We start from the raw sequence: 18,438 nt of genomic DNA, 5'->3' as shown, positions 1-18,438 counted from the left end.
GGTTAAGCCAATCACTCTTTGAAGTACTTTCAGTACTCAATTATTGGAATTAACGTTGACATATTGTCATTCAGTTTTCAATGTTCATTTTTAACCGCTACAAGAATCAATTATACCAGTTATTTTATTTCGATGCAAGCTTTATTTTTAAAAAGTTTTAATTTGTTTTTTTCGCTAGAAACAATCTTTTCAAGTTGTTAATTGCGAAGTAATTCACTTGCATAATTTATATTACATTGTTATTTCGTTAAATTCAAGCATCAAATTTACACTTTATTAACCTTTTTAACAAATTCTATAAGTTGTGTTCGTCTATGTGTTTCGACGACTTTTTTATAATATCAAGTTATATAGAGAACGTCAACGATTTATTCAAACAAATATGTATATTATTTCACTTTAAAAGCCACTATATATCATAATAGAAAATATGCTATACTTTATCAGTATTAAATAGTGTGGAGGGAATAGAATTGAAGCTATTTCGTAAAAAACCTACTAGTAAAATAAATAGAATAAGATCTTTTGCATTAGGATTAATCTTCTTAGGAATGATAATAATGTATATAGGTGTATTCTTCTTTTACTATTTCAAGAGTCAAATTGTTTTTAGTATTTTCTTAGTACTTGGTATGCTGGCATTAGGATTATCATTTATTGTTTATTTCTGGATTGGGATGCTTAGTTCGAGAACAATACAAGTTAAATGTCCAAACTGTGATCAATATACTAAGATGTTGGGTCGAGCAGATATCTGTGCAAATTGTAATCAACCTTTAACTCTAGATAAGAACTTAGAAGGAAAAACTTTTAATCAAGATTACAACAACAAACGTAAATCTAAGAAGTTAGAAGAAGCCGAACAGGATAATAATACTGAAGAACATAAATAAAAAAGCTAAAGACCTAAAGTCTTTAGCTTTTTTATTTGTTTTTATTTTTACTTTGACATTCCGGACAAACACCATATATTTCCATTCTGTGGTGTGTAACAGAAAAACTTGTTACATGTTGAGCTAGTTGTTCAACTTCATCTAATCTCGGATAATGGAAATCAGTAATCTTTCCACATTGATCACAAATGATATGATAATGGTTGTGTGTTTCAAAATCAAAACGACTTGATGCATCACCATATGTTAATTCTTTAACAAGTCCAGTTTCTTTAAAAACTTTCAAGTTATTATAAACTGTAGCAACACTCATATTTGGAAATTGTGGTGAAAGTGACTGATAAATTTCATCAGCTGTAGGATGACTATCTGCTTCTATTAAATATTGAAGAATAGATTGACGTTGTGGTGTTATTCTTACGCCTGTACTTCTCAATGTTCCAATCGCATCTTCTAATAAATGTTCAACATCTTCTGTACTATGCTGCATCCTTTCACCCACCTTCTAATTTATAATGATTATTATTTATAATATAGCCCCTATAACAGTGCTTTGTCAAACAATTAATCAATATCCTGACTGAATATTCACTTCATTATTTAACTCGCTATTATCATTTTCTATCATTTTATTGAGATTTTCTATTAATATATCTGCACATCTCTCCATATTACGATTGTCATTACCCGTGATGTGTGGGGTTATCGTAACATTTTCCATATCATATAGCTTTGAATCCTCCGGCAGTGGTTCAATTTCAAAAACATCTATAGAAGCATGTCGTATTTCTTTATTTTCTAATGCTTTTACTAACACATCTTCAGAGACTACAGTTCCTCTTCCTACATTAATAAAGTGTACATCATCATTCATAGATTTGAAGTCTTGTTCATCTAATAAATGTACCGTGTTATCTGTTTCAGGTAATACATTCACAATAAAGTCTGCTTTATGATAAACTTTACCTCTTTCTTCTATAGAATATACTTCATCAAATTCATCTACTTTGTGACCTGTTGTATTTATACCAATCACATTCATATTAAATGCTTTCGCAATACGTGCAGTTCTTTCAGGAATTTTGCCAGTCCCTAAAAATAGGATTGTCTTATTATAGATAGAACCGGGATTTAACTTATGTTTAAATTCATGGTTCTTTTGCGCTTCATATGTTTCTTTAAATAGTTTTATATCATTAAATATGTAACCAAAAATAAACTCTGCAATTTGAATTGCGTGTACGCCTCTAGCATTTGTTAATTTAATTCCTCTTTTGTCGATATAATCGAGTGGTAAATTATTTACACCAGTAGCAAACCACGCTATCAATTTTAAGTTCTTGCATTTATCTAAAAAGGTTTCATCTACTTCGCTATGATAAGCTACCAATACATCCGCTTCTTTTAATACATCATTATCAGCTAATTCTGGATGCTTATAGAAAGTAAATTCAACTTTAGGAAATGCATTTACTAATCTTTCTTCTTGATCCTTCAATTTCATCAAAGCAACTACCTTCATTTATATCATTCCTTCAAAAAGTTTTTTAAGTCTTCTATTTGTGTTTTAACTTTAACTTTTTCAATAACATGTATTACTTTATTATCTTCATCAAGAACAAATGTAGTTCGAACTATCCCCATTGATTCTTTACCAAAAGATTTTTTCAGTTGATATACACCAACCTTTTCAGATAATTGATAATCTTCATCTACTAACAAATCAAAATTTAGGCTATGTTTGTTTGAGAAATTAGAATGTTTCTTCTCACTGTCCCCACTTATACCATATACTTTAGTATTCAATTCATTAAAATCTTCTAAATTATCTCTAAAGTCACATGCTTCTGTAGTACATGTAGGTGTATTATCTCTTGGGTAAAAATACACAATAGATTTACTGCCTTTTAAGTCTTCACTAGATATTGTTTCACCATTTTGATTCTTTAAATTAAAATCTGGAAATTTGTCACCAATTTTTGTCATCATATACACTCCTTATCAACGATAGATACTTAATTTTATGATACGATATATATGAAAATAATTAAAACAAAAGAGGTTGATAAAATGGATTTTAAAAATAGTGAATATTTACAGACACTTTCTGATGAATATATTTTAGGTGGCGTTAACTCCCCTTCTCGTTCATATAAAGCGGTCGGTGGTGGAGCACCTGTAGTTATGAAAAAAGGGAAAGGCGCTTATTTATATGATGTAGATGGAAATAAATTCATAGATTATTTACAAGCTTATGGCCCTATTATAACAGGCCATGCTCATCCTCATATTACTGAAGCTATTAAAGGAGCAGCAGAAGATGGCGTACTACTAGGTACACCAACTGAATATGAAATTACATTTGCTAAAAAGCTACGTGAAGCTATCCCTTCATTAGAAAAAATTAGATTCGTCAACTCAGGTACAGAAGCTGTAATGACTACAATAAGAGTTGCGCGTGCATATACAAAAAGAGATAAAATTATAAAATTTGCTGGTTGTTATCACGGTCATTCAGATTTAGTACTAGTTGCAGCGGGTAGTGGTCCAGCTCAATTAGGAACGCCTGATTCCGCAGGAGTACCAAAAAGTGTAGCTCAAGAAGTAATAACAGTTCCTTTCAATGACATTGAATCATTTAAAGAAGCAATGGAACATTGGGGCGACCAAGTTGCTGGTGTTCTAGTTGAACCTATTGTAGGTAACTTTGGTATGGTTGAACCTAAAGAAGGTTTTTTAGAAGCTGTAAATGATATTACTCACGAACATGGTGGCTTAGTTATTTACGATGAAGTGATTACAGCATTTCGTTTCCATTATGGTGCAGCTCAAGACTTACTGGGCGTATACCCTGATTTAACTGCTTTTGGTAAAGTAATTGGTGGTGGACTACCAATCGGCGCTTATGGCGGTCGACAAGAAATCATGGAACATGTTGCACCTTTAGGTCCAGCTTATCAAGCTGGTACAATGGCTGGTAATCCATTATCAATGAGAGCAGGAATTGCATTATTAGAAGTTCTTGAACAACCTGATGTATATGATTATTTAGATAAACTAGGTAAACAATTAGAAGATGGTCTTCTAGAATTAATTGAAAAACATAATGTTAAAGCTACAATTAATCGTATTAAAGGTGCTTTGACTATCTATTTCACTGATGAAAAAGTTGAAAATTACATTCAAGCTGAAAACACAGATGGTGAGAAGTTTGCTAAATTCTTTAAATCTATGCTAAATCAAGGTATCAATTTGGCTCCATCTAAATATGAAGCATGGTTCTTAACAACTGAACATACTGAAGAGGATATAAAAGAAACTATAAAAGCAGCAGATATCGCTTTATCTCAACTATAAACTTGAAAATTGTTTAAAAACAATGTATAACCTATATATATAATAGACTTGTGAATAAAGTTACAAGCTTTCTTCGACAACAAAAAGGAATGGTTCTATGAAATTTGGGGCAAGAATATTTAAGACAGGTATCGCAATTGTCCTTGCTATATTTCTAGCAAATTTACTACCAGGTTCAGTCATGCTTACTTCCATAGCTGGGGTTACAGCAATGGTAGCTATGCAACCAAGTGTTTATCGATCATTTAAAACAGTAGTAGAACAATTTCAAGGTAATATCATTGGTGCGGTTACTGCCATTACCATATTCTCTATTTTTGGTAACAATGTAGTCTTTATTGGTCTTACTGCGGTTATTATTATTTCAATACTTTATAAATTTAATTTACAACACGTTTCTAATTTAGCCGTTGTTACAGCTTTAATCATACTTGGGCATCATGAAGGCGACTTCTATATTTCTGCATTCTACAGATTTGCTCTCGTTATGATAGGTGTATCAAGTGCATTCATAGTGAATTTTGCTTTTCTACCACCAAAATTTGAAACTAAAATGTATTATAACTCTTTAAATATCTCTACAGATATATTTAAATGGTTCAGATTAGTATTAAATGGTACAACAGAATTTCATTACGTTAAACAAGATTTAGAAAATATTAGAACTCGTATTGTAAAGTTAGAACAGTTTTATCTTTTCTATAAAGAAGAGAGAGCTTATTCTAAGAAAAAAGCATTTGCTCAAATGCGCAAAAAGGTGCTATTTAAAGAAGCTATCATGGCAACTAGGCGAGCCTATGAAGTATTGAGAAAAATGAATCGGTATGAAAATGATATTCATAATTTAGATGATGACTTTAAAGTACAAATGAAATTTGAATTAGATGAATTGATGGCATTACATGAACAAATACTCGTTCGTATCTCACAAAAAGCAAAACACGAACTCGATAATGTGCCTGATCATCTAGTAGAACCATATAAAGAAGAGCTAATGGATATTTTCATTAAAGAAATCACAAGTAACCCTGATCAAGATGATTATGATATAGAAAACATAATGCAAGTCATTTCAGCAATGTTGGATTACAAATCTAGTATTTTACATTTAGATAGACTTTCATCAAGTTACTTTAAATTCCACCCTGAAGATAGTGATATAGAAATTGCTGAGGAAGATTTCGATTTATAAGTTTGACTGGCAAAGCTACAATATTAACACTTATCTTAAAAAGAGACGGAGACACTTTTATGTCTCCGTCTCTTTTATTATATTGCTCTTTTTTCATTATATAAAGATTTTTTATACTGTATACCATTTAACACGTGCCCATTATAACTTCTATAGAGTATATGTTTTTCTTCTATTTGATTCGGACTTTTAACTCCAACTGCAGCTGCTAAATTAAATAATCCTTCATGCAAGCTTACAATATAATTCGACACTCTATATTCTTTCTCTGATACGACTAATGCTGTTTCTTTTTTAGGGTCAGTAGTTGCAACACCAACCGGACAATTATTAGTATGACATTGTTGTGCCATGATACACCCTACATTAATCATCAAACTTCTTGCAACATTGACTAAATCTGCGCCTAATCCTAATGCAATAGCAATTTGATCAGGTGTAATTAATTTACCTGAAGCGAATACTTTTACTTTATCTCTAATTCCGTTGTTTTTGAGTTCTAGGTCAAGCAGTGGTAAAGCAGTAAACAGTGGTAATCCTACTGTATCCGTCAATTCTTGAAAAGTTGCCCCTGTCCCACCTTCACTACCATCTACTGTAATGAAATCAGGAATGATTCCACTTCTTGACATTTCGCTTATCAAATCTTTTAAGTCTTCTATATTACCTACTACGATTTTAATTCCTACAGGTTTTTCAGATAGATTTCTTAACTTATCAACAAATTGTAATAGCTCTAGGTTATTATGTAGAAATTCAAATCTATTTGGTGAGTTAACAGTTTCATATGGCGTCACGTTTCTAATTTCAGCAATTTCTTTCGTTATCTTCTTGCCATCAATATGCCCGCCTCTTGTTTTTGCACCTTGAGCTAATTTTAGTTCAAAAGCTTTTACTTGTTCTATTTTAGATTTCTCTATAAATTCATCCTCATCGAAGTTACCTGCTTTATCTCTTACTCCGAATAATCCCGGGCCAATTTGAAAAATGATGTCACAATTTCCGGATAAATGATGGTCACTTAAACCACCTCCTCCTGTATTCATCCAAGAACCGCTTCTTGCTAAGCCTTTAGATAATGCAGTTATAGCATTTTTACCAAGTGCACCGTAGCTCATCCCTGATTGGCCTACTAATCTATTTACTACAAAAGGATGCTTTAATTCTGGACCAATTACCATTTCATTAGTTTCCGTTAATTTATAAGGTTCTACAGTTTTTTTAACTTGTGACTCTTTTCTATCAAATAACCCTTCATTATCAACATTGTAAATATAAGTAGACATCATATCTTTTTGATTTATTTCTAATTCATCAACATCTATAGGAAACATAGAATTTTGAATATAAAAACCTGGTTCTTCAAATTGTCTCTTAGAACCAAAACTTTCTATTCGACTCTTATATTTACCTGGCATTACCATATTTAAATATTGCTTTCTAGAAAATGGTTTGCCATCGTTATCATTTAATATTAGATATTGTCTTAATTCTGGCCCAACACTTTCTAAAAAGTATCTTGCTCTCCCTAGTAAGGGATAATTTCTTAATACGCTATGATGTTTTTGTCTTTTGTCTATTATATAAAGTGTTACCCCCGTGATTAACAATCCAATTATAATAACAAAAAATAATATGTTCACAATTAATTGTAATACACTTAGAAAAGTCATAAAAATTCCCCCTCTTTTCTACTATGATAACTTAATAATATCATAGTTAGATAGAGGGGGATGTAATTTTACTCGAAAGATTGTATATTGTATAAATTGAAGTAGCTGCCTCTAGCTTCCATTAACTCTCTATGCGAACCAACTTCTTCAATATTTCCATTTTGTATAACGACTATTTTATCTGCATGCGTAATTGTTGAAAGTCTATGCGCAACAATTAAAGTCGTTCTTTCAGCGCTTAATATTTCAAGTGCATCTTGAATAATTTTTTCACTTTCTAAATCTAACGCACTTGTCGCTTCATCTAGAATCAGTACAGGTGGGTTATTTAAGAATATTCTCGCAATAGATACACGTTGTTTTTGTCCACCTGAAAGTTTAACACCACGTTCTCCTACTTCTGTTTCATATCCATTAGGCAATGACATAATAAAGTCGTGAGCATTAGCTTTTTTACTTGCTTCAATGACTTCATCTTCAGTCGCGTCTGGTTTACCTAATAATATATTTTCTTTAATTGAATCCGAGAATAAAATATTATCTTGTTCAACCATGCCTACTTGATGACGTAAGCTCTCTGTTGTGAAATCTTTAACGTTATGTTCATCTATCATAATTCTACCTTCTGTTACATCATAAAATCTAGGTATCAAACTAATTAATGTAGATTTACCGCCGCCACTCATGCCCACAAATGCGACTGTTTCACCTTTATTAATATTTAAATTAATTTGATGTAACACTTCATCGTCATATTCATTATATTTAAATGAAACATTTTCAAATTCAATATCACCATTCGTAATTTTAATGGGTTCGGCGTCTTCTGTATTTTTAACATCGTATTTTTCATCAAATAAATGAAAAACTCTGTCCATAGAAGCAATACTTTGAGTTAACGTTGTTGATGAAGAAACTAGTCTACGTAACGGTCCATAAAGTTGTTCTAAGTAAGCAACAAATGCTGCTAAAGTCCCTACTGTTAATTGTCCATTTATAACTAAAAAGCCTCCGATACCAACTACTAATAATGGTCCTAAATCTGTAACTGTATTGATTACAGCAAATGATTTAGCGTTCCATAATGTATGTTCAGTAGCTTTCGTTAGAAAATTACGGTTACGTTCGTCAAATCTTTTTTCTTCATTTTTTTCAATAGCAAAACTTTTAATCACAGACATTCCAGAAACTCGCTCATGTAGAAAACCTTGAAGCTCAGCTAAACTTTGTGATCTTTTTCTAGTTAGCCTTCTTAACTTTCCGAAGAAGTAATAAATACTAAAGATGAATAGTGGAAAAATTGCAATTGCTGCAAAAGTTAATTTAATATCTAAAACAAACATAATACTTAATGCTATAACAATTGTTACTAAGTCTAGCCAAACATTCATAAGCCCCGTTAATATAAAATCTTTTGTCTGTTCAACGTCATTAATAACACGTGAAATTACTTCACCCGCTTTGTTGTTCGCATAAAATCTTGAACTCAAAGCCTGTAAATGTGTATATAATTTTTTACGAATATCATACAAAATCTTGTTAGATGTCCATTGCGCTAGATATTGTCTAAAGTACTCTATTGGTGGTCTTAAAACTATAAATATAAATCCCATAATTAATAGTGCATAAGTTAACTTTTCAGTTTTTTGCCCAATTGATAGTGCACCATTATTTATTACATCATCAATAACAAATTTTATTAATAATGGTAATAATAAAGGAATCCCAAATTTTAAAATCCCAATGATAATCGTACCTACAATATGCCAAGTATATGGCTTTACAAATTGTAAATACCTTTTGATCATTTTTGTTCCCCCATTCATAATATCAAAACGAAACAGCCTAGCAGATCGCTAGGCTGTATAATTTTTTCATTCTCCTGGATAATGTCTATCAATAGAATGAAATCTTTCTTGCCAAACTTTAATAAAGTCAGGCGCAAATGGTCCTTTTTTCCTTTCAATCCATTGTTGTAGAATATCAACATTTCTTCGTAGAATTGTATCAATATCTTTTGGATAATTCATTTGTTTCATATGCTGACGATATTCATCTTCATCTAAAAGATGATATTTCCCACTTGGGTACACTTTTATATCTAAATCGTAATCAATATATTTAATTGCTTCTTCATCACAAACAAATGGTGAAGAAAGATTACAATAATAATAAACACCGTCGTCGCGGAACATACAAATGACATTAAACCAATATTCAGCATGGAAATAAACAATCGCAGGTTCTCTTGTAACCCAAGTTCGTCCGTCACTTTCTGTTACGAGTGTACGATTGTTTCCACCGATAATGACATGACTCGTACCTTTAAGAATTGTTGTTTCAGACCATACACGATGTATATTACCATCATGTTTATAACTTTGAACCTTAATTACTTGGCCTTCTTTTGGTATGGATTCTTTGACCATGTTCCACACCACCTTTTAAATATTTACCAAGCTATTATATCATACTTCAATAAATAATCTAAAATAATGTTTTAGTTAAAGTAATTGATTCATTTGCGTGAAAATTTTAGTCATTGACGTAGAAAATGACAAAGTATCTTTTTCGTTTTTGTTCATCCACTTATAAGGTGGTTTAATATTTTCTTTTTGCATGTATGCCTTATATACTTTCATATTCCAAGTCATATGCGTAAATACATGTTTAGTTTGTATAACAGGTTCATTCTCTATCGTAATGACAGAATCAAGTTCATCTTCAATGGCATCAATACTTGTGTCTTGTTCAAACATTGGAAATTCCCACATACCATTTAATAATTTAGTATCTCTTTTACGTATAAGGATTTGACCTTCTCGGTTCGTAATATAAAGTACGTCATAATCAATTGTTTTTTTCTTAATTTTCTTTTTCTTAACTGGTAATTCTGAAACAACACCTTCTGCAAATGCTTCACAGTGCTTTTGAACTGGACATAATATACATATAGGCTTTTTAGGTGTACAGATTGTAGCGCCTAGTTCCATCATCGCTTGGTTAAAATCACCAGACTTTGTTTCTACGAATGGTTGCAATTCTTTTTCAAACAATTTTTTAGTTTTAGGTTGAGCAATATCAGCATCGTTACAAGTTAACCTACTCCAAACTCTCAATACATTTCCATCCACTGCCGGCAATGGATGATTATGTACGATACTCATAACAGCAGCATTAGTGTATGGACCTACCCCTTTAAGGGATTGAAAGCTTTCTGGATCATCAGGTACTTTCCCATTATATTTGTTGTGGACTTCTTTGACCGCTTCATGAAAATTTCTAACCCGTGAATAATAACCTAAACCTTCCCAATATTTAAGGACATCTTCTTCATTTGTAGTACTTAATGCTTCAATTGTAGGGAAACGCTCTATAAAAGCATTATAATATGGTCTTACAGTATTAACTTGAGTTTGTTGCAACATCACTTCACTTAACCAAATGTAATATGGATTTTTAGTTTCTCTCCAAGGCATTTGTCTTTGATTTTCATCAAACCATTTAAGTAAATCGTGCTTAAATTCATTTATTTCTAACATTTTGACACTACTTTCTGGTTAATTGCTTTAAGATTTCTATACTTATGCTATATAATATATATCATATACCTTAAAGTAAAGAGGTGAAATTTATGGATACTGGAACACATGTCGTTATGGGTGTAGCCTTAACTGGCCTTGCAACGTTAGATCCAAACGTAACACCAACGTTTGCAGCAGTTGCAACTGGTATTATGGTTGGCTCTCAAATTCCTGATATAGATACAGTATTAAAGTTTAAAAATAATGCTATATATGTAAAAAACCATAGAGGAATCACGCATTCTATTCCTTTTACATTATTATGGCCACTTATTTTATCATTTTTAATATTTGTTATATTTCCAAGTGTTAATTTATTACACATTTGGTTATGGACACAGCTTGCTGTATTCTTTCATGTTTTTGTAGATATTTTTAATTCTTATGGTACACAAGCACTCCGGCCAATTTCTAACAAATGGATACAATTAAGTATTATAAATACCTTCGACCCTATCATATTCATTACGCATTTGATTGCTATACTTTTTTGGACATTAGGATTGAATGCGGGTGTTGCATTCGGCACACTATACCTTGCACTGGCATTTTATTATGCGATACGATTCATATTACAAGATGCTATCAAGAAACAAGCTTTAAAACAAATCCAACAAGAGCATAATCCAGTGAAAATTTTCGTAGCTCCAACCATTCGTTTTATGGAATGGCGCATTGCGATACAAACTGAAACGCACGATTATGTTGGACGAAGCTACGGTCGTAACGTTTCATTTAATGATGTCTTCAAAAGACAAGCTTTCCCTAACGACCATATTATGGAACATGCTAAATTCGACAAAAATCTCAGAGCATTTTTAAACTTCAGTTCAATATATAGATGGGAAGTTACTAGAGTAGATCAACATACGACAGAATTAAGGTTCATCGATTTAAGATATTTAAAAAATGGCCATTATCCATTCGTTGCGATACTACTACTAGATGACGATATGAAAGTCACAAGTTCATATATCGGTTGGGTCTTTACAGAAGAAAAATTAATGAAAAAATTAGAAGTATAATTAATATATGACACGAGAAAGTTCAGCATATAAAAAATCCCCTTTCAAAGTTTTCAACGTTTAAGTTGCATACTTTGAAAGGGGGTTTTTCTTCAGTTTAATCTTTAAAATATTTTACTTTATCTGCTCTATTAACATTTATCCAAGCTAAATACACAATACCTAATTCAAAATAAAATAATATGTGATAAGGTAAATTGGTTACAGAAGCATTCCCTAAAATCATTGTCTGTTGGAAACCATTAATAATATAAAATAATGGATTTAACTTGAGTACATTTACCCAAACAGCATACATATTATTCGGGACATATAAAACTGGCACGATGAATAATAATATGATTAATAAACCAAATACAATAAATCTCGTTTTATAGAAATATTTTCCCAGCAAACCAATGATGGATGCTAATGGAACAAGTAAAATATATGCCATTACTAAATAATAGAAAAATCCTAAATGATTAATATCTATTATTTCAGACATGTTTGTAGATACCATACCTGTAATTGTAATAATTATAAGAAACATTAACATTGCTAAAAATACTTGGGCAGATGTCCCAACATAATAAGGAACAGATAACCTATTGTATAATGCCCCTTGCTTTCTTACAGTTTTCTCAGCGTGAAATAACGATAAAAATATCCATATATAAGCAAAAAATCCTACAAGTCTAAAGAATGAAGTTGATCGTTGTATATCTATTGTATCTCGTATCAACAGTTGTCCAAATGTTAAAATAAGCAATAATAACATTATACCAAACGCTGATAAATAGTACTTGTAATGATAACGAACTTCAAAGAAGCAATATTTGATCATATGTGGAAAATGCTTGATGTGTTGTTCAAATAATTCGTTCATATTAACCTCCTATAATCGAATAAAGATCCATTTGTTTGCTTTCAAGTCTGCTACCATATACCCGTCTCTTGATTTAACGACCCAATTATCACTAGAAATATTATATTTTTTGATGAGTTTTTCTTTATTTTTAATATCAAATGTAAAGCCAATTAATTTATTATCGCTGTCAAAAATCATATGGACTTTTTGACCTTCCATTTGCTCATTAAACCTATTTTCATTTTCTGGTCTGATAGTCTCAGATACTTGTTTATGGCTTTTATGCATAAAACTATTATAAAAATCAATATAATTTAAATAATTATCATCCACATAATCTTCTAATTCAGACCAATTTTTTTCTTCGTATAAGCCTGCTGGATTAAAGAAGTATAAATTATTTTTATTTGTTGTATAAGCTTGTCTGTCTATTTCTAGTCTATATTTAGATTCATTTTCACCAGTGACATCTAGGAAACTATATTGAGGAAGTTTATAATTTTTATCTTTAGATGATGATTGTACTTCTGTATCTTCTTTTAACGATAATATATATGCTGATTTGTCTATGTATTCAGGCTTACTGTTCGTAGCAATAACTTGTTTAGTTGTATCTTCTTTATTAGAACTTAAATTTCCTACATCCAAGAACATGAATAATGCTGCTAACGATGCGCCAATAAGGAAAGTCGTACCGTAAAATAACATTTTTTCTATAGATTTAGGTATTTTACCGTATTGATATTTGCGCATTCTTTTATAACCTTCACCTTGTGCAACTGGTAACTCTTGCTGTGATATTCTCCATTTCAAATCATATAACGACTTTTGTTCTTTGTCATAAAGTTGATTATACTTTTTATAATAATCTCTATAGTGATTTAAAACTTCTTTCACTGTACCTTCTTTTCTAACTTGACCGTATGTTAACCAAATTAAATAGTTGCTCATTTTCTCTATAGAATGAACATGATCATCTATCAATACTGCAGCTCTATCATTTTCTTTCTGTTCTGTTAAAAAATCATGAAATTTTTGTTGAAATGATTCATTTAAATATTGAATGATATTTGTAAAAATCGCTACAGTAGGTTTCATATAATTACTAATACCAATAAGTAATTGAGCATACTCACTTTGGGTAATTTCTTGGCATGTAGAAGTACCTTTATCTTTTAGCTCTGCAAAATCTAAAATCTCATCTTGTAACTTAGATATGTTTTTAGCACTAACCTTTGATAAACTTAGCGTTCTTATAATCAATTCATTTAAAGTTTGAAAATCATTTTCTTTATGCGAAACATCAGCAAGAAATGTTTGTTCGTTATTGGTTACTTTACCTATGTTGGGCGATATTTCCTTTGTCATTAATCTGCTGATTAATTCTTTACCTGATTCATCATCGCCTATTATGCCAAGTACTTCACCACGATATAGATGTACCGTCACATTCTTCAAAATAATTTCTCTATCTAAACGATTTAATTTGAACAAAGATATAATTTTATTCTGTTTTTTAGTTTTGTAATAATATTTTGTTGCATTAACAACTCTTACTAATATTTGCTGTGTCATACTGCACCACCATTATAGTTGTAGAAGACTAACTGGAATGCCTTCTTCAATTTTTGAACCTTTTAATCTAAAGCCCCACGCAAACACACCATTAATTCTTTCAACTTTAAAGTAACTGCGCGTCTCACCTATTAGTCCATAAACCTTTCCTGTTTCTATCTTAGATGTATCAACAAGATAAGCTTCTGCAATTAAAGCTTTTCTTTTATAAACTTCGTATTCATTTAGAATACCCATCGCTTCAGCTTTTCTCATTTTTTCTCTATAATCCGCTATTACTGTGTTTAATTCGTATTCTGTCATTTCTACAAATTTTTTATCTTCACTCATCTACAATACCACTTTCTCTTAATTTGTCATTAATCATATCAAATGTATAGCCTTTTCTCGCTAATGCTTGAACGACATGAGTTTTTAGTTCATATCCATTATATTTCTTTTGATATTTATTATATACCTTTTCTAAATCTTTCATCAAAATATTTTCAACATCGTCAGAAGTTGGTTCTATATTTAAATCTGTTAAATGCTCGTTAATAAGCGAAAAAGCATATCCTCTTTGTTGTAGCGTTTGTACGATAGATTGTTTTAACCTATTTGGTGGCTGTTTCTTTTTACTCATAATTTTATTTGCAATATTTATAATTCTATCATCAGACATTTCTTCTTCAAATTTTGATTTATATTTTAATATTAAATCATTTGATAGTCCTTTTTCTTTAGCTACTCTTTCAAAATGATCTGGACCTTTATCAGTTGTTTTTAAAATTGTATTTTTCAAACTTTCAATATAATCTTCGTGATTAATATAGCGATTGTTTTTACAGTAATCAATTACATCTTTAACTAAATCGTAACTGTACTCTTTGTCCGTTAAATATTGTTCTACTTCTAGTTCCGTTCTTTTTTTATGGGATAGATATTTAATTGCTTGATTTAAAGCTTGTCTATATTGATCATAGTCTTTAATTTTTTGAAGTTGTTCTTTCGTAACTTCCATATCTTTTCTTAAATTAAAATATATATACGTAGCTTGATCAATACCCATCTCAAATTCGTTGTTAATAAATAAATTTAGCCGTTCTTTGTTTTTCTTTTGTACTTCTAATTTAGTGATTTTCAGCAAATTGAATCCCTCCACATTTATATATAGAATACAATAAAACACACTGAGTTTAAAAGTTTAATCACTTAACCCAGTGTGCTTTGTTATTGGTTTAATTCATTTATAGCTTGTGTATATTGACTATCTGTAATATATTTTTGTTGTTTCATTTTCTCTAATGTTGATTTAATCCTTGTTACATAACTATCACTAATGTTATTAATATCGAAATTTGATGGCGCATTAACAACGCTTGCTAAAATTGCACTTTGTAATACTGTAACTTGTGGTAAATAAGGATTATTTTTATCTACTGTAGCGCCAAAATAATAATTAGCCGCTTCTTCTATAGTATAATTGTTTCCTCCGAAATATATATTATTAACATAAAAACTTAGTATATCATTTTTATCATAAGTATCTTCTACTCGCTTAGCTACAAACATTTCTTTTACTTTACGCGTCATTTGAGTTTCGTTCGTATAAAAATAATTTTTGACGACTTGTTGTGTTATCGTACTACCACCTTGTGTCAATTCACCATTTTTTAATGATACTACTAAAGCTCTTGATACACCTCTTAAGTCTATACCCTCATGATCATAGTACCGTTTATCTTCTACGGCAACGAATGCATTTTTCGTATAATCAGGCATATCTTCAACTTGAACATAAGATGGTTTATCTTCTATTTTTGTTAATTCATCTACGTCCGATGTTCTTGACCACATATACATAACTGCGATATAGAACGCGATAACAAGTATGATTAATATAGCTAAAAATCCAAATAATTTGGACACTTTTTTTCTTTTTCTAGGTTGTATAGGTTCTTGATAGTAGTGTTGATATCTTCTATATTGAACTTCTTCTTCAGAATTTGTTTGAGAAATATCATTTTTCTTATTTTTAAATAGCCCCATCTTTGCGCTCCCTCATTCGTATTTCTTTTATTATTATATCTTGTAATAAGTATTTTAAACACTGGTTTTTACTTAAAAACAAGAAAATCAGTCCGGAGACTTACTTTTACGTATTACTTTTAGCGTATTTGGGTATATATATTAGTATATGCAAACAAGGAGGAATAATGAATGGCAAAAATAAAAGCAAATGCAGCACTTGTACAAGTTTTAAAAAATTGGCAGATTGACCATGTGTATGGAATACCTGGTGATTCAATAGATAAAGTTGTTGATGCTCTTAAAACAGAAGAAGAAGCGATTAAATTTTATCATGTGAGACATGAAGAAGTCGCTGCACTTTCCGCTAGTAGTTATGCTAAGCTAACTGGAAAAATAGCAGTAGCTCTAAGTATAGGCGGACCAGGAGCAATCCATCTATTAAATGGTATGTATGATGCCAAAATGGACAACGTGCCTATGCTTGTATTAGCTGGTCAAACAGACTCAGACAAATTGGGAACAAAATTTTTCCAAGAGGTTGATTTACCAGCATTATTCGAAGATGTTGCCGTTTATAATAAACAAATTGAATCAGCGGAAAACATCCACGAAACAGTTAACGAAGCAATTAAAACAGCATACGCTAAAAAAGGTGTTGCTGTACTTACAATTCCAAGTGATATATTAAGTGGAAAAATAGAAGATAAAGTTCCAAGAGAAACTTATGAATTTCAAAATTCAGTTAAATATGCTGAAGAAAGTGAAGTTCGAAAAGCAGCTGAATTAATTAATAATAGTGAAAAACCTGTTGTATTAACGGGTGTTGGAGCTAAAGATGCAAAAGATGAACTACTCGATTTCATCGATCACATTGATGCGCCGGGTGTAATCACATTACCAGCAAAAGGTATCATCCCTGATAAACACCCTAATTTCATGGGTAATTTAGGTAAAATTGGTACAAAACCAGCTTTCGAAGCTACTAAAGACGCAGACTTATTAATTTTAGTCGGTACTAACTATCCTTATGTAGATTATTTACCTGATAAAGATATACCATGTATTCAAATCGACATTAAACCATCAGTTATTGGCAATCGTTTTAATGTAGATGTTGGTTTAGTTGGCGATACTAAAAATGCACTAGATTCATTAACTAAAGAAGCTAAAAAAGTAAATGACCGTAAATTCCTTAAAGCATGTCAAGAAAACATGAGAACATGGAATAAATGGCTTGAAGAAGATAGAACAGACAATAGCATGCCAATTAGACCTGAAAGATTAATGGCAGAAATTGAAAAAATAGCTACCAAAGACACTGTTTATTCAGTAGATGTTGGTACTTCCACAGTTTGGAGTACACGTTATTTACAGCTAGACCATAATAATCAATTTATTACTTCATCATGGTTAGGTACAATGGGCTGTGCTTTACCAGGAGCAATCGCTAGTAAAATAGCAAATCCTGATAAACAAGCAATCGCAATTACTGGTGACGGTGGTTTATCTATGGTTATGCATGACTTTGTAACAGCCGTACTATATAAATTACCAATCATTGTTGTCGTATTAAATAACCAAGAGCTTTCCTTCATTAAATATGAACAACAGGCAGCTGGTGAATTAGAATACGCTATCGATTTAGGAGATATAGACTTCGCTAGATTTGCTGATAGTTGTGGTGGTATCGGTTATAACGTTTCAGATGTAGAAGATATTGCACCAACATTAGAAAAAGCAAAACGAGCAGATAAACCAGTAATCGTTAATGTAAGAGTAGATCCAGATGCTGCCCCACTACCAGGAAAAATCGTTTGGGATGAAGCACGAGGCTATGCGAAATTCGAAATTAGAACAGCATTAGAAGAAAACAGATTAGAAAAAATGCCACCATTAAAAACATTAATTAGAAGATTCTTCTAAATTAATAGTCTAATTAGAAGAGCTTAGGACATAAATCCTAACTCAAAATAAATAGCATCTCATTTCACTGATTTATTCAGTTAGAAATGAGATGTTATTTTTATATTGGCAGTAGCTGACTGTACGGGCTTGTTTATTTTTTCTTGCACGTTAGACAGACATTTCTTACAAGTATCATGTGTATTTTATATAAATTAACCTAATTTATACCGCTAACGAGCTTGTTTTATAACTCTTGCTCGTTAGAAATTGTAACGGGCTTATCTATTTTTTCTTGCACGTTAGACAGACGTTTCTTATAAATATCATGTGAAATTCATATTAATTAACCTAATTTATACCGCTAACGTGCTTGT

At 31.0% G+C, this 18,438-nt stretch carries 17 protein-coding genes; 5 read left to right on the top strand and 12 right to left on the bottom strand.

Annotation, left to right across the window (positions count from 1 at the left end; genetic code table 11):
* The first annotated feature begins 473 nt into the window (after positions 1-473).
* The gene (locus tag LQ688_RS13540) at positions 474-893 is read left to right on the top strand and encodes a YgzB family protein (protein ID WP_017000499.1); all 420 of its coding nucleotides are present in this window, start codon (positions 474-476) and stop codon (positions 891-893) included.
* 31 nt (positions 894-924) lie between these two features.
* On the opposite strand, the gene perR is transcribed toward LQ688_RS13540, so the two are convergent.
* From perR to bcp, 3 genes are all read right to left on the bottom strand, one after another.
* Positions 925-1,383, bottom strand: coding sequence for a peroxide-responsive transcriptional repressor PerR (gene perR / locus LQ688_RS13535; RefSeq protein WP_017000498.1), 459 nt, complete (start codon positions 1,381-1,383; stop codon positions 925-927).
* A 78-nt stretch (positions 1,384-1,461) separates the two neighbouring features.
* Positions 1,462-2,415: a phosphoglycerate dehydrogenase gene (locus LQ688_RS13530; RefSeq protein WP_017000497.1), complete on the bottom strand. Its 954-nt coding sequence runs from the start codon at positions 2,413-2,415 to the stop codon at positions 1,462-1,464.
* Positions 2,416-2,420: 5 nt separating this feature from the next.
* On the bottom strand, positions 2,421-2,879 hold the full coding sequence (gene bcp / locus LQ688_RS13525) for a thioredoxin-dependent thiol peroxidase (protein WP_017000496.1): 459 nt from the start codon (positions 2,877-2,879) through the stop codon (positions 2,421-2,423).
* An 84-nt stretch (positions 2,880-2,963) separates the two neighbouring features.
* Between bcp and LQ688_RS13520 the strand changes: the two genes are divergently transcribed.
* Together LQ688_RS13520 and LQ688_RS13515 are read left to right on the top strand one after the other, a co-directional pair.
* A complete protein-coding gene (locus LQ688_RS13520) occupies positions 2,964-4,250 on the top strand; it encodes a glutamate-1-semialdehyde 2,1-aminomutase (protein WP_017000495.1) in 1,287 nt (428 codons plus the stop codon).
* A 97-nt stretch (positions 4,251-4,347) separates the two neighbouring features.
* Positions 4,348-5,442: an FUSC family protein gene (locus LQ688_RS13515; RefSeq protein ID WP_017000494.1), complete on the top strand. Its 1,095-nt coding sequence runs from the start codon at positions 4,348-4,350 to the stop codon at positions 5,440-5,442.
* Between the two features lie 77 nt (positions 5,443-5,519).
* Here the strand turns inward: LQ688_RS13515 and LQ688_RS13510 are convergent, their stop codons facing one another.
* The 4 genes from LQ688_RS13510 to mutY form a co-directional block, all read right to left on the bottom strand.
* Positions 5,520-7,115, bottom strand: coding sequence for an FMN-binding glutamate synthase family protein (locus tag LQ688_RS13510; protein ID WP_239752870.1), 1,596 nt, complete (start codon positions 7,113-7,115; stop codon positions 5,520-5,522).
* 68 nt (positions 7,116-7,183) lie between these two features.
* Positions 7,184-8,923, bottom strand: coding sequence for an ABC transporter ATP-binding protein (locus LQ688_RS13505; RefSeq protein WP_017000492.1), 1,740 nt, complete (start codon positions 8,921-8,923; stop codon positions 7,184-7,186).
* 66 nt (positions 8,924-8,989) lie between these two features.
* Entirely contained in the window at positions 8,990-9,544 is a 555-nt protein-coding gene (gene ntdP, locus LQ688_RS13500) for a nucleoside tri-diphosphate phosphatase (RefSeq protein WP_017000491.1), read from the bottom strand.
* A gap of 75 nt (positions 9,545-9,619) precedes the next feature.
* The gene (gene mutY, locus LQ688_RS13495) at positions 9,620-10,657 is read right to left on the bottom strand and encodes an A/G-specific adenine glycosylase (RefSeq protein ID WP_064211575.1); all 1,038 of its coding nucleotides are present in this window, start codon (positions 10,655-10,657) and stop codon (positions 9,620-9,622) included.
* Between the two features lie 92 nt (positions 10,658-10,749).
* Here mutY and LQ688_RS13490 point away from each other — a divergent pair, with 92 nt between their 5' ends.
* Positions 10,750-11,724, top strand: a complete 975-nt coding sequence (locus LQ688_RS13490; protein ID WP_017000489.1) for a metal-dependent hydrolase — start codon at positions 10,750-10,752, stop codon at positions 11,722-11,724.
* A gap of 97 nt (positions 11,725-11,821) precedes the next feature.
* Here the strand turns inward: LQ688_RS13490 and LQ688_RS13485 are convergent, their stop codons facing one another.
* From LQ688_RS13485 to LQ688_RS13465, 5 genes are all read right to left on the bottom strand, one after another.
* Positions 11,822-12,592 carry an ABC transporter permease gene (locus LQ688_RS13485; RefSeq protein WP_017000488.1) on the bottom strand — a complete coding sequence of 257 codons (771 nt, stop codon included), beginning with the start codon at positions 12,590-12,592 and terminating at the stop codon, positions 11,822-11,824.
* Between the two features lie 9 nt (positions 12,593-12,601).
* Positions 12,602-14,149, bottom strand: coding sequence for an ABC transporter ATP-binding protein (locus tag LQ688_RS13480; protein WP_239752869.1), 1,548 nt, complete (start codon positions 14,147-14,149; stop codon positions 12,602-12,604).
* A 12-nt stretch (positions 14,150-14,161) separates the two neighbouring features.
* A complete protein-coding gene (locus tag LQ688_RS13475) occupies positions 14,162-14,479 on the bottom strand; it encodes a YfhH family protein (protein ID WP_017000486.1) in 318 nt (105 codons plus the stop codon).
* Positions 14,472-15,275: a recombination regulator RecX gene (recX, locus tag LQ688_RS13470; protein WP_239752867.1), complete on the bottom strand. Its 804-nt coding sequence runs from the start codon at positions 15,273-15,275 to the stop codon at positions 14,472-14,474. The genes LQ688_RS13475 and recX overlap by 8 nt, the downstream gene beginning before the upstream one ends.
* 83 nt (positions 15,276-15,358) lie before the next feature.
* Complete coding sequence (locus tag LQ688_RS13465) at positions 15,359-16,177, bottom strand: glycosyltransferase (protein ID WP_064204908.1); 819 nt, start codon at positions 16,175-16,177, stop codon at positions 15,359-15,361.
* A gap of 171 nt (positions 16,178-16,348) precedes the next feature.
* On the opposite strand from LQ688_RS13465, the gene LQ688_RS13460 reads away from it, so the two are divergent.
* Entirely contained in the window at positions 16,349-18,082 is a 1,734-nt protein-coding gene (locus LQ688_RS13460; RefSeq protein WP_239752866.1) for a pyruvate oxidase, read from the top strand.
* Positions 18,083-18,438 lie beyond the last annotated feature (356 nt).

This window comes from Mammaliicoccus sp. J-M40 (assembly GCF_022386395.1).
GTDB classification, from domain to species: Bacteria; Bacillota; Bacilli; order Staphylococcales; family Staphylococcaceae; genus Mammaliicoccus; species Mammaliicoccus lentus.
This window is presented reverse-complemented; position numbering and strand designations above follow the sequence as displayed.